The following is a 13073-nucleotide window of genomic DNA, read 5'->3' as shown; positions in this document are numbered from 1 at the left end:
GAATGTCGCTATCTCGATAGTTGACCGATTCACCGGCCGTTAACCGTCCTCGATCGAGTTTGAAGAAGTACTATCTGCAAGACTCTAGCCCGAATTCCCGTACATCTTGAGTGATTTGGATGATGTCGCTGCAGATATGATCGTGTATTAATTTTCCAGGTATCCAGAAATATTCAGGTTCTGAATATTCCTGTCTGTCTACGTGCCTGTAAACTTGTCCAAATGAAGAGCGAATGAGATTTTTGAGTTCACTTTTCTGTTCTTCTTTCTCCTAGGGCTAAAACGAGTCGGAGCCTCCCATGCGCATGACGATCAAGCTCAAACTCGCCCTGACCTTCGGGGCGCTCATTCTGATGATGGCCGCCGCCACGCTGTTCGGCGTTCGACAACTCGGCGACCTTGATCGCGGCCAGAAAGCTATGGTCGAGGGCCCCGTCGCTCAGCTGGAGCGCAGCCAGAGCTTGAGCACGGCCCTGTTGCAGGTGATGCGCGCCGAGAAGAACATGGCCCTGGCTGATGACGCCGAGGAGTTGAAGAGCCAAAACACCAGCGCCGTAGACAACAAGCGGAAGGTCACCGCCCTGTTGGAGGCGGGCCTGTCCCATGCGTCGCCCAGCGGCAAGCCGAAGTGGGAAGCCTTGGCCAGCGAATGGGCGGTGTTCGCCGAAATCGACGAGGCTATGCGGCGTGACCTGATGGAGGGCCGCCGCGATCAGGCGCTCACCGTGATGCGGACCACGCAGCGACAGATCACCGGTCGCATCATCACGACGGTCGATGCGCTGACGGAGGTCAATCAGAAGCTTCTGGCCGAGGCCGTCGCCGAAGGCGACCGGACCTACGCCCGGTCGCGCAACATGTTGATGGGCGTGATCGGTCTTTCGGTGCTGCTGGCCGCCGGGGCGGCGGTCTGGATCGCTCGGACCATCTCGCGCGGCTTCGCCAAGATCGGCGACCTGGCCGACGCCGTGGCCAAGGGGGACCTGGATCAGACCGTGACCGTCACGACCAACGACGAGATCAAGGACCTGGTCGACACCGTTAATCGCATGACCGCCAATCTCCGCGCTACGGCCGCCTTGGCCGACCAGGTGGCCGCAGGCGACCTCAGCGTCGAGATCACCCCGCTCTCGGACAAGGATATCTTGAGCAAGTCCTTGAGGGGCATGGTGGCCAATCTTCGCCAGACAGCAGCCCTGGCCGACAAGGTTTCGGAAGGCGACCTGACGGTGGAAGCCAATCCCCTGTCTGACAAGGACGTGATGGGCCTGGCGCTTGAGCGGATGATCGACCGCCTGCGCGGCGTGGTCTCTGACGCCTCCGCCGCCTCAGAAAATGTATCCGAGGGAAGCCAAGAACTGTCCTCGGTCTCGGAACAGCTCAGTCAGGGCGCGACGGAACAGGCTGCTTCGACGGAACAGGCTTCGGCCTCGATGGAGGAGATGGCCGCCAACATCAAGCAGAACGCCGATAACGCCGCTCAGACCGAGAAGATCGCCCGCCAATCGGCTCAAGATGCAGAGGCTTCGGGCAAGGCGGTCGCTCAGGCCGTCGACGCCATGCGAGTCATCGCCGAGAAGATCACCATCGTCCAGGAAATCGCCCGTCAGACTGACCTTCTGGCCCTGAACGCGGCTGTCGAGGCGGCTCGCGCCGGTGAGCATGGCCGAGGCTTCGCCGTCGTTGCGTCGGAAGTGCGTAAGCTGGCCGAACGGAGTCAAACCGCAGCCGCCGAGATCAGCGCCGTGTCCAGCGACACCGTTAAGGCGGCTCAGGCGGCAGGCGAGATGTTGACCTCGCTGGTGCCGGACATCCGCAAGACCGCCGAGCTGGTCGCCGAGATCAGCGCCGCCTGCCGCGAGCAGGATATCGGCGCCGCCCAGATCAACGAGGCGCTGCAGCAACTGGACCAGGTGACGCAACAGAACGCCGCCGGGTCCGAGGAGATGTCGGCGACCTCCGAGGAACTGGCCGCCCAGGCCGAGGAACTGCGCGCCTCCATCGCCTTCTTCCGCATAGACGGCGAAAACGCCTCCGCGATGGCGCGATCGCCCGCCAAGGCGACGGTCCGACCCGCGCGCAAGGCTGTCGCCGGCAAGTCGACGAGCCGGACTCCGGTCTCCGCTCAGCAGGCGCGCGTTAAGGGCTTCGCTCTGGACCTGGCGCAAGGCGGACCGGATTCAGACGACGCCAATTTCAAGGACTACGCCGCTTGAGACCCCACGGCGCGGGTCCGGCCCTTGACCCGCGCCGTCGCCCGCGCCACACCCCGCGCTCATGGAAAAGCTGACCATCCTCCTCGTCGGGTCCGGCGGGCGCGAGCACGCCCTGGCCTGGAAGATCGCCCAGTCGCCGCTCTGCGGACGCCTTGTGGCGGCGCCTGGCAATCCGGGCGTTGAGGCGGTGGCCGAGCTGCGCCCGGTGAAAGCGACCGACGCCGACGGACTGGTCGCCCTGGCCCAGGAGATCGGCGCCCACCTTGTGGTGGTCGGTCCGGAATCGGCTCTGGAGGTCGGTCTCGCGGACAAGCTCGCGACGGTCGGCATTCCCTGTTTCGGCGGCAGCCAGCGCGCGGCGCAACTGGAGACCTCCAAGGCCTTCACCAAGGACTTCTGCCAGCGTCATGGCCTGCCGACGGCGGCCTATGGCGTGTTCGAGGACGCGGCCTCGGCCGGCGCCTTCCTCGACACCTTGGACGCGCCGTTCGTGATCAAGGCCGACGGTCTTGCGGCGGGCAAGGGCGTGGTCATCGCCGCGACCCGCGCCGAGGCTGATGCGGCGGTTCTGGACATGCTGGGCGGCCGCTTTGGCTCGGCCGGCGCCCGCGTGGTGATCGAGGAGTTCATGCACGGCGAGGAGGCCTCGCTGTTCGCCGTTTGTGACGGCAAGACCGCCGTCCTGTTCGGCGCGGCGCAGGACCACAAGCGCGCCTATGATGGCGACGAGGGGCCTAACACCGGCGGGATGGGCACCTATTCGCCCCCGCCGGTGCTGACGCAGGATCTGATCGACCAGGCTTGGCGCGAACTGGTCCTTCCGACCGTCGAGGGCATGGCGGCTGAGGGTAATCCGTACGTCGGCGTGCTCTACGCCGGCCTGATGCTCACGCCGACCGGCCCTAAGCTCGTCGAATACAACGCCCGTTTCGGGGATCCCGAGTGCCAGACCCTGATGCTGCGGTTGGAGAGCGACATCGTCCCGATCCTGCTGGCGGCGGCAAGGGGGGAGTTGGCCAGCGCCGAGCCGCCCAAGTGGCGCGACGAGGCGGCGATCTGTGTCGTCGTGGCGGCGGAAGGGTATCCCGACGCGCCCAAGACCGGCGGCGTTATCACGGGCGCGGACGGGTCTTTCGATCAGGCCGTCATTTTCCATGCCGGCACGAGCCGTGACGCCGAAGGGCGCCTCGTGGCGTCGGGTGGGCGGGTGCTGAACGTCTGTGCTCTGGGCGAGACCCTGGCCGAGGCGCGGGAGAGCGCCTACGCCGCGCTTTCGCAGATCAGCCTGCCGGGCGGCTTCCACCGTCGGGATATCGGCTGGCGAGGGCTTCAACGGACCTGAGGTTTCGCAGGCGAAGGCTTGCCTCCGGCGACGTGACCTCTAAACTCCCCATTCAAACAAGCGTTGGGGAGAAAGCGTCATGGCCGAAGCCGCCGAACCGTCCGCCCAGGACCTGAATTCCGGCACCAAGCCCGTCGACCCGCGCCATGCGATCGACGAGGCTAAGCTGGCGGCTTGGCTGGAAGCGAATGTCGAAGGCTATGTCGGCCCGCTGGAAGTGCGCCAGTTCAAGGGCGGTCAGTCGAACCCGACCTACCAGCTCGTCACGCCGGCCAAGAAGTACGTCCTGCGTCGCAAGCCGCCGGGCAAGCTGCTGCCCAGCGCCCATGCGGTGGATCGCGAGTTCAAGGTCATCTCCGGGCTCAACAAGGCCCACTTCCCCGTCGCCAAGGCCTATGCCCTGTGCATGGACGAGGATGTGATCGGAACGATCTTCTACGTCATGGAGAACGTCGAGGGCCGGATCCTGTGGGACGGCACGCTGCCCGACTACCAGCCGGCCGAGCGCCGCGCGATCTACGAGGCCCAGATCGACACCCTGGCGGCGCTGCACAATGTGGACTATGCGGCCGTCGGACTCGCCGATTACGGCAAGCCCGGCAACTATTTCGCGCGCCAGATCGACCGGTGGACGAAGCAGTACAAGGCCAGCGAAACCAAGACCATCGAGGAGATGGACCGCCTGATGGAATGGCTCCCGGCCACCGTGCCGGCGGACGACCAGACCTCGATCGTCCACGGCGACTATCGCCTCGACAACATGATCCTGCACCCCACCGAGTCGCGGGTGATTGCGGTCCTGGATTGGGAGCTGTCGACCCTGGGCAATCCGCTGGCGGACTTCAGCTACTTCCTGATGAACTGGGTGATGCCTTCCGACCAGCGCGGGGGCCTCTCGGGCATCGACGACCTGACCGCATATGGCGTTCCCACCATCCCCGAAGCCGTGGCGCGTTACTGCAAGGCCACGGGTCGTGACGGCCTGCCGGAACTCGACTGGTATTTCTCGTACAACCTCTTCAGACTGGCCGGTATCTGCCAGGGTATTGTTGGCCGCGTCCGTGACGGCACCGCCGCCAGCGCCCATGCGCAGCTGATGGAAGCGCGCGTGCCGGTTCTGGCCAAGGGGGCCTGGGACTTCGCGCGCAAGGCGGGGGCCTGACGATATGATCAAGCGCTATTTGGCGGGCGTCTGCGCCCTGGCGGCGACGACCGTGCTCGCCGAGGCCGCGAGCGCGCAGACGACTTTCGTTCAGGCGGGGCGCCTTCTGGCCGACCCGGCGACGGGCAAGGTCGAGACCGCCAAGACGCTGGTCATCGAAAAGGGCAAGGTGGTTCGCATCGTCGACGGCTATGTCGCCGAAAAGGGCGGTAAGATCGTCGATCTGAAGGACAGCTTCGTGCTGCCAGGCCTGATCGACAGCCATGTCCACCTGACGGGCGAGCAGAATCCGAACTCCCGCCTTGACGAGGTTACCCAGTCGTCAGCGACCCAAGCCATGGTCGGTGCTGGCTTTGCGCGAAAGACCCTGATGGCCGGGTTCACGACGGTCGCAGACCTGGGCGGCGAGAACCAGGCGGTCTTCGCGCTGCGTGACGGGATCAAGCGCGGCGATGTTCCCGGACCGCGCGTGATCGCCGCCGGCTCGGCGGTGTCGATCCACGGCGGCCACGGCGACGTGAACGGCTATTCGGACGAGGTCATGCATGTGCTGCGTCCGGAGTCGGTCTGTTCGGGCGCCGACGATTGCCGACGCGCGGTGCGCGAGCAGGTCTGGCACGGCGCCGACATCATCAAGATCACCGCTACGGGGGGCGTGCTCTCCAATACCGCCGCCGGTCTGGCTCAACAGTTCTCGAACGCAGAGCTGGAAGCGATCGTCGACGCCGCCCACCGCATGGGCCGGAAAGTCACGGCGCACGCCCACGGTGTGGACGGCATCAACAGCTTCCTGAAGGCCGGCGGCGACTCGATCGAGCACGGCACCTTCCTGGACGCCGAGAGCATCGCCTTGTTCAAGAACAACGGCGCCTATCTGGTGCCGACCTTGATGGCCGGCGATTTCGTCTACCGGATCGCCTCGGGTCCGAACAACTTCCTCACCCCCGCCCAGACCGCCAAGGCCCTGGATGCCGGTCCCAAGATGCTGGCCATGGCCCGCCGCGCCCACGAGGGCGGCGTGAAGATCGCCTTTGGCACTGACACGGGCGTCTCGGCCCATGGCGACAACGCCGGGGAGTTCGCCTTGCTGGTCAAGGCCGGCCTGACCCCGCTGGAAGCGATCCAGACCGCTACGGTCAACGCCGCCGATCACTTCTCGATGAGCAACGAGATCGGCAGCCTGGCCCCAGGCAAGGCCGCCGACCTGATCGCGGTGAAGGGCGACCCGCTTAAGGACGTCACCGAACTCCAGCGCGTGACCTCGGTCATCAAGGGCGGCGTGGTCTATAAGTGATCGGATCCTCCCCTTGCCGGGGAGGATTGACCCTTATAGCCCGATCCCCTTCAGCAGGGCCTCAAGCGCGTCCCGGTCGTCGAACCGGGCGCGGACCGGCCAGGGGGTCACGCGTTCGCGCCAGGCCGGCGGCAAGCGCACCCAGTCCTTCTCGGTGGTGACGAGACCCGCCTCATAGACCTCGGCGCGGTCGGCCAGCATCTTTAAGGTCGACTCGCTGTAGGCGCCGTGATCGGGGAAGGGCGCGAAGTCGACCAACTGGCAGCCGGCGGCGGTCAGGGCCTTCTCCACCTTCCAGGGTTTGGCGATGCCGGCGAAGCCGACCTGAGGTCCCTTGGGGACCGGGGCGGCCGCTTCGAGGCGGGCGACCAGCACCGGGATATCCCCGAACTCGACGAGAAGATCGAAGTCCGGCTGCTCCATCTCGACCGGCAGAAGCACGATCACCGCGTCCGCGCGGGACAGGCCGACCTTCAGCGGCTCGCGCATTGGTCCGGCGGGAAACACGCGGCCGTCGCCGAACGGCCACTCGCCGCCGCGGGTCTCGCCGTCGACCACGACCAGAGACAGCGCCTTTCGGATGCTGGGATTCTGGTGGCCGTCGTCCATGACGATCGCTTGAGCGCCGGCCCGGGCGGCCGCCCTGGCGCCGGCCACGCGATCGGCCGCGATCCACATCGGAAAGTCTTGCGCCAGCATCAACGGCTCGTCACCGACGTCGGCGGCGGTGTGACGCGCGGTGTCGACCTGGACCGGTCCCTTCAGCCTGCCGCCATAGCCCCGCGACAGGCCGTGAGCTTCTACACCCCGTTTCGTGAGGGTCAGCAGCAGTTCACGGACAATCGGGGTCTTGCCCGCGCCGCCCATGGTGACATTCCCCACGCAGATCACGGGCGCGCCGACAATCGCTGGGGTTGCGCGCGCGATGCGACGGCGGGTGGCGTCGGCCCACACCCAAGACAGCGGCGTGAGCAGCGCGCGGGTTATCGGCGCGGGCGCGCCGCTCTTGACGTACCACCAGCGGGGGGTGCCGAGTTTCATGGTGCCAGCTCGAGGATGCGCGACAGGCCAGCGCGGGCTTCCTGGTCGCGGCGGTCGACAAAATCGCGGGCGCGAGCAGCGCGAGCGCGCGCCGCCTCGGGGGCGACCAGGTCGGCGGCGATGGCCTGGGTCAGCCCTGTCGGCGGGGTCATCACCACGCCGCCGATCGCTTCCAGGCCGGCATAGGCTGAGGCCCAGTTCTCCACGAAGGGGCCGCTGATCGCGGGGCAATCCAGCCGTGCGGCCTCCAGCGGGTTGTGGCCGCCGATATCGGGAACCAGGCTTCCGGCGACCACGGAAGTTCGCGCCAGACGGAACCAGAGGCCCATCTCGCCCAGGGTGTCGGCGATGACGATATCGGCGGGCTGACCCGGCGACTGGCTGCGGAGCGAGGCCGACAGACCTCGGGCCTTGGCCAAGGTCATGATGGCCGGGCCCCGTTCGACGTGGCGCGGCGCCAGGATCACGCCGGGACGATCCGACAGAGACGCGATCGTATCGAGCGCGATCTCGTCCTCGCCGGGGTGGGTGCTAGCGATCAGCAGCGGTGCGACGGGGAACCGTTCGCGCTCGACCGCCAGGGCGGCCGGATCGACCGGCAGAGGCGCGGCGCCGAACTTAAGGTCAGCCTCGCCGGCGACCTTCCCGCCGAGGGCCTCAAAGCGCGCTTGGGCCCGCGCGTCCTGCGCCAGGATCAGGTCAAAGCTCGCCAGAAGCTGGCGAGCGGCGTCGAAGCGTTGCGACCAGCGCGCGAAACTGCGATCCGACAGCTTCGCCGAAACCAAGGCGAGGCGCGTTCCCGCCGCCTTGGCTTCGAGCAAGAGGTTGGGCCACAGCTCGCTCTCGACGAACACGGCGAGGCTGGGCCGCCACTGCGCCATGAAACGTTTGGCCGCGCTGGGGGCGTCGACGGGGAGATACTGGTGGATCGCGCCCTGCGGCAGGCGTTGGGCCAGCAACGCGGCGGACGTTGTCGTGCCGGAGGTGACCAGCACGGTCACTTTCGGCTTCTCGGCGCGCAGGCGTTCGACCAGCGGCAGGATCGACAGGCTCTCACCGACGCTGGCGCCGTGCAGCCAGACGAGGGGGCCGTCGGGCCTCAGCGCCTTGGACTTGCCGAGGCGTTCGTCCAGGCGCGCAAGGTCCTCCTTTCCCCTGCGGGCGCGGTGCGTCAGCAGGGCCGGCGCGATGGGCTCCAGCAGGCCCGTGACGGCCCGGTAGAGGTTCAGCGCGTTCGGACGGATCACACGACGTCCGCCGGCGCCAGGCGGCACCCGTGCGCGCCGTGGCTGCTTTCGACTTGGATGGTCACGTGGCCGATCTTGAACCGGCTGGCCAGTTCGGCGCAGGCGTCGTGCAGAAACTGGTCGTGGTCTGCGTCCAAAGGACGGACGACGTGGGCGGTCATGGCGGTCTCGGTGGTGCTCATCGCCCAGATATGCAGGTCGTGAACCTCACTGACCCCCGGGCGCGCCGCGAGCCACGTGCGTACCTGGTCGGCGTCAATGCCGCGCGGCGTGGCGTCCAGGGCTAGATCCAGCGAGTCGCGCAGAAGGCCCCAGGTGCCCAGCACGATCACCGCCACGATCACGAGGCTCACCACGGGGTCCAGCCACAGCCATCCGGTGAAGGTCATGGCCAGGGCCGCGAGCACAACCCCGGCCGACACTGCAGCGTCGGCCGCCATGTGCAGGAACGCGCCCCGAACGTTCAGGTCCTCTTTGGACCCCTTCATGAACATCAGCGCCGTTGCGGTGTTGATGACGATGCCGATGGCGGCGACGATCATCACGGGGCCGGTCTCAATCGGCTCCGGCGCGGCGAAGCGGCGTATCGCCTCCCAGGCAATGGCGCCGACCGCGACCAAAAGAAGGGCGGCGTTGCCCAGCGAGGCGAGGATCGTGCCCTTGCGGAGGCCATAGGTGCGCCGCGCGCTGGGCGCGCGCTTGGCCAGAATCGTCGCGCCCCAGGCCAGCAGCAGGCCCAGGACGTCAGACAGATTGTGCCCGGCGTCGGCCAGCAGCGCCAAAGAGTGCGTGAAGATCCCTGCGCCCGCCTCGACGATGACGAAGCCGAGGTTCAGCGCCGTGCCGATTGCGAAGGCGCGGCCGAAGTCCTTGGGGGCGTGATGGTGGTGACCGTGATGATCATGGCCATGGTGGTGATGCCCATGCCCACGCGCGTGGTCGTGACCATGATGGTCATGACCGTGTCCATGATCGTGCGCGTGTCCGTGGGCGTCGTGGGGCATGGGGCTTACATCCCACCAAGGCGGGCGAGGATCAATCTTTGGGCGCGGTTTCGCCGACAATGGCCTCGGCGCGCCTCGAAACGGCGCTCAGTCGCGCGCTCCAGGCCTGGACCAGGGCTTCGGGGTCGTCGTCGCGACCGGCGTGAACCGGGCCGTCCCAAACGATCGCCGCCTTGGCGAAGGGCAGGGGAATGATGGTGCGGTCCCAGGTCTTCAGGCGGATGCAGGGATTGACCGCGACGCCGACGAACAGCACTGGCGCGCCGCTGACCCGGGCCAGCGCGATCGCGCCCTTTTGCATCACCTCGACGGGGCCGCGCGGGCCGTCGGGCGTGATGGCCATGGCGCCGCCGTCCTTCACCCACTTGACCATGTCGCGGAAGGCCTGCTCGCCGCCCTTGTTCTTGTGCGTGTCGGTCTTCTTCAGGGACGATCCCCGGATTGATGGCAGGCCCAGGCGCGCGATCACCCGGGCGATGAACTCGCCGTCGCGGGACTGGCTGACCAGCACCCGGATCTCCGGCTTGTCCCGCCCCTGCGGCCAGGTCGCGGGACCAACCGGAACCCGCGAGTGCCACAGCGCCAGGATCGCGCCGCCGCCGCTGGCCAGGGCCTCGGTCTGGACGCGGTCGGCGATCGCCTGGCCCTCGCGCGTCCAGCGCAGGGTCTTGTAGGTCAGGGCTATGTAGCCCGAGAAGACACGCGTCAGCGCGCCCATCACCCAGGGAGAACGGAGCGGCCTCATGGTTGGGACTCCCCGCCCGCTGGGTTGTCCAGATCCTGAGCCTTGGCGAGGCGGGCATAGAGGCCGCCGGCGCGGACCAGATCGGCATGGGCGCCCGTCTCCACGACTCGCCCCTTGTCAATCACATAGATCCGGTCGGCGTTCTTCACCGTCGACAGGCGGTGGGCGATCAGGATGGTGGTGCGACCGGCCATCAGGCGCTCCAGCGCCGCCTGGACCTGCGCCTCGCTCTCGGTGTCCAGCGCGCTGGTGGCCTCGTCCAGCAACAGGATCGGCGCGTCCTTCAGGAAGGCGCGGGCGATGGCGATACGCTGGCGCTGGCCGCCCGATAGCCTTGCGCCGCCTTCGCCGACCGGGGTGTCATAACCTTCGGGCAGGGCTTGGATGAAGTCATGAGCCGCTGCCTGGCGGGCGGCGGCCTCGATCTCCAGCTGGCTCGCGTTGGGACGGGCATAGGCGATGTTGGCGCGGATCGTATCGTCGAACAGGAACGGCTCCTGGGTGACCAGGGCGATGCGGTCGCGCAAGCTGGCCAGGGTCACCGAGCGTACGTCGTGACCGTCGATGCTCACCGCGCCGGCGTTCACGTCATAGAAGCGCGGGATCAGGTTCAGGATCGAGCTCTTGCCGCCGCCCGAGGGGCCGACCAGGGCCACGGTCTCACCCTTGCGCGCCTGCAGATTGACGTTCGACAGGGCCGGTATGTCGGCGCCGTACGAGAAGGTCACGTCGGCCAGGGCGATCATGCTCTCGCCGGGAGGCAGCGCCTTGGCGTCGGCCGGGTCGACGATGGTCGGGGCCACATCGAGCGCTTCGAAGAGACGACGTGCGGCGGTCAGGCCCTCGCTGAATACGGTCTGCAGGTTGGCGACCTGGCGCAGGGACTGGGCGGCGATGCCGAGCAGGATCACGAACTTGAGGAAGCCCCCGGGCGTGATCGGCGGCAGGGTGAAGGGACCCACCACCAGCGCCCCGGTGATCGCCCGCCAACCGGCGTAGGCGAAAACGGCCGCGATCACGATCTGCGAGAACAGCTCGGTGGCCGGCGCGGCCATGGCGCGGGCGTTGCTGCCCTTGATCAGGTGGCGTTGGCGACGCTCGACCACGGCGGCGACGCGGGCCTCCTCATAGGCCTCCCGGTTCTCCATCTTGACGATCTTGACCCCGTCCAGGCTCTCCATGATGGCTGTGGAGAGGTTCGAGGTCTCGCCCATGGCCCCCTTGGCGGCCTTGGTGGTGCGTTTGGAGAAGTGGCGGATCACACTGCTGACACCCGGCACGATGATCAGCACGCCGGCCGCCAGGATCGGATCGCTGTTGAACAGCGCCCACAGGGTGATGGCGACAGTCAGGCCTTCGCGGACATAGTTGATGACGCCGGTCGTGGCGGCCTCGCGGATCAGGCCCGCGTCGTAAAGCACCGATGCGACATAGGAGCCCGAGTGCGCGCCGCGCAGACGGGCCAGATCCGCGCGGATCAGGCGGCCGAACAGGCGCGTCTGCATGTCGCCGACCACGCCGTTGCCGATGCGGTTGATCAGGCTGGCCTGGATCACCTGGAAGACGCCCCGCGCCAAGGCCAGGCCGGCGATGGTCAGCGGCACCCAGATCAGGGCGCCCGGCTGGGGATGGGCGATCAGCTTGTCGACGGCGGGCTCGACATACTCGGCCAGCATGACGGTGAGCCGCGCCACGATCACGGCGCTGAGCATCGACACCAGGAAGCCCTTCCAGCGCGGCTGGAGGAACTCGCGCCACATCCGGCCCATCAGGGCGCGGTTCGAGGGCTGCGGACGGTCCTGTGCGATCATGGGCGAGGGGTCGGATTTCGGAAGGAGGCTGTCAAGGACGCGCGAGACGCACTGGCGTCGAAAAGCGACGCTCTGAAGGCGGATCGTCGCGCGATTTTGCCTTTCATGGGCGATACCCCTACTTAGAGCCGGAATTTCCGAAGGATCGCGCCGCCTTGGCCAAGTTCGACCTCACCACGCCCTGGGGCCGGTTCAAGACCTATCTCCACTATCTGTGGAACGACCATGCCTATCTGCGGCTCGGCTTTTCCAACGCCCACTGGATCAGTCCGGAACTGGTGCGCGCCAACCAGCCGTGGCCGTTCCAGCTGGCCTGGTGGAAGAAGCGCGGGATCAAGACGATCGTGAACCTGCGAGGTGGCTTTGACGGCAGCTTCTATGCGCTGGAGAAGGACGCCTGCGAGCGGCTGGGCCTGAACTTCGTCGACTTCACCATCACCTCGCGAGAGGTTCCGATCCGTGAGCGGGTGCGCGGCGCCAAGGAACTATTCGACAAGATCGAGTACCCGGCCCTGATGCATTGCAAGTCCGGTGCGGACCGGGCGGGGATCATGAGTGTGTTCTACGCCCACTATCGCCTGGGCCAGCCGATCCGCGAGGCGATGAAGCAGCTGGGGCCGCGCTACCTTCACATCAAACACGGCAATACGGGCGTGCTGGACTACGTGTTCGAGCAGTACCTGGAGAAGGGCGAGCCCAAGGGTCTGAGCTTCAGCGAGTGGGTCGAGAGCGACGACTACGACCCGGTCGAGATGAAGAAGACCTTCCGGGCGGGCATGCTGGGTAAGGTCCTGACGGACAAGATTTTGCGCCGGGAGTAGGCGGACGACTCGCCCCCTCCGGGCCTTCGGCCCTCCTCCCCCATAGGGGAAGAAGGGCGCGCGCCTTGCGACCCCCTATGGGGGCGGCCGACCGCGAAGCGGTCAGGTGGAGGCCAGTGACCCGGCCCCCTTCTACGCTCACCCCTCGCTGCTCGGATCCAGCAGCTTGTGGGCGTGGATGATGAAGTAGCGGGCGTGGGCGTTGTCGACCGTGGCCTGAGCCTTGGCCTTCCAAGCCTTGTGGGCCTCGTCGTAGCTCGGATAGGCGCCGACGAATTCGACTTTGGAGAGATCGCGGAATTCGACGCCCGCGACGTCCTTCAGTTCGCCGCCGACCACGATATGAAGAAGCTGCTTGTCAGGCATTTGGAGCAAGTTCCTGCGAGGAAT

At 66.9% G+C, this 13073-nt stretch carries 11 protein-coding genes; 5 read left to right on the top strand and 6 right to left on the bottom strand.

The genetic code is table 11. The features are described 5' to 3' along the window. Window positions 1-299 precede the first annotated feature (299 nt). From CSW63_RS21100 to CSW63_RS21085, 4 genes are all read left to right on the top strand, one after another. A complete protein-coding gene (locus CSW63_RS21100; protein ID WP_062094720.1) occupies window positions 300-2216 on the top strand; it encodes a methyl-accepting chemotaxis protein in 1917 nt (638 codons plus the stop codon). Window positions 2217-2277: 61 nt separating this feature from the next. Beyond that, window positions 2278-3558 carry a phosphoribosylamine--glycine ligase gene (purD, locus tag CSW63_RS21095; RefSeq protein ID WP_062094718.1) on the top strand — a complete coding sequence of 427 codons (1281 nt, stop codon included), beginning with the start codon at window positions 2278-2280 and terminating at the stop codon, window positions 3556-3558. A 79-nt stretch (window positions 3559-3637) separates the two neighbouring features. Beyond that, a complete protein-coding gene (locus tag CSW63_RS21090; RefSeq protein ID WP_062094716.1) occupies window positions 3638-4720 on the top strand; it encodes a phosphotransferase in 1083 nt (360 codons plus the stop codon). A 4-nt stretch (window positions 4721-4724) separates the two neighbouring features. Then, entirely contained in the window at window positions 4725-6014 is a 1290-nt protein-coding gene (locus CSW63_RS21085) for an amidohydrolase family protein (protein ID WP_082749394.1), read from the top strand. Window positions 6015-6047: 33 nt separating this feature from the next. On the opposite strand, the gene lpxK is transcribed toward CSW63_RS21085, so the two are convergent. Genes lpxK through CSW63_RS21060 form a run of 5 tightly spaced genes read right to left on the bottom strand, consistent with a single transcriptional unit; the run spans window position 6048 to window position 11862 of the window. Further along, the gene (gene lpxK, locus CSW63_RS21080; protein ID WP_062094714.1) at window positions 6048-7055 is read right to left on the bottom strand and encodes a tetraacyldisaccharide 4'-kinase; all 1008 of its coding nucleotides are present in this window, start codon (window positions 7053-7055) and stop codon (window positions 6048-6050) included. Then, a complete protein-coding gene (locus CSW63_RS21075) occupies window positions 7052-8329 on the bottom strand; it encodes a 3-deoxy-D-manno-octulosonic acid transferase (RefSeq protein ID WP_062094712.1) in 1278 nt (425 codons plus the stop codon). Before CSW63_RS21075 ends, lpxK begins: the two co-directional genes overlap by 4 nt. After that, window positions 8299-9306 (bottom strand): cation diffusion facilitator family transporter, encoded by a 1008-nt coding sequence (locus CSW63_RS21070; protein ID WP_062094710.1) that lies wholly within the window; start codon window positions 9304-9306, stop codon window positions 8299-8301. The genes CSW63_RS21075 and CSW63_RS21070 overlap by 31 nt, the downstream gene beginning before the upstream one ends. Before the next feature lie 31 nt (window positions 9307-9337). Next, window positions 9338-10051: a lysophospholipid acyltransferase family protein gene (locus tag CSW63_RS21065; RefSeq protein WP_062094709.1), complete on the bottom strand. Its 714-nt coding sequence runs from the start codon at window positions 10049-10051 to the stop codon at window positions 9338-9340. Further along, window positions 10048-11862, bottom strand: coding sequence for an ABC transporter ATP-binding protein (locus tag CSW63_RS21060; RefSeq protein WP_062094708.1), 1815 nt, complete (start codon window positions 11860-11862; stop codon window positions 10048-10050). The genes CSW63_RS21065 and CSW63_RS21060 overlap by 4 nt, the downstream gene beginning before the upstream one ends. A 155-nt stretch (window positions 11863-12017) precedes the next feature. On the opposite strand from CSW63_RS21060, the gene CSW63_RS21055 reads away from it, so the two are divergent. Continuing rightward, entirely contained in the window at window positions 12018-12683 is a 666-nt protein-coding gene (locus CSW63_RS21055) for a tyrosine-protein phosphatase (protein ID WP_062094707.1), read from the top strand. Window positions 12684-12821: 138 nt separating this feature from the next. Here the strand turns inward: CSW63_RS21055 and CSW63_RS21050 are convergent, their stop codons facing one another. After that, entirely contained in the window at window positions 12822-13058 is a 237-nt protein-coding gene (locus CSW63_RS21050) for a DUF4170 domain-containing protein (protein ID WP_168193709.1), read from the bottom strand. Window positions 13059-13073: the final 15 nt, after the last annotated feature.

Origin of the sequence: Caulobacter sp. FWC26 (genome assembly GCF_002742645.2) — a bacterium.
Classification (GTDB): domain Bacteria; phylum Pseudomonadota; class Alphaproteobacteria; order Caulobacterales; family Caulobacteraceae; genus Caulobacter.
The sequence above is the reverse complement of the archived record's forward strand: the minus strand, read 5'-3'. Positions and strand labels throughout refer to the sequence as shown.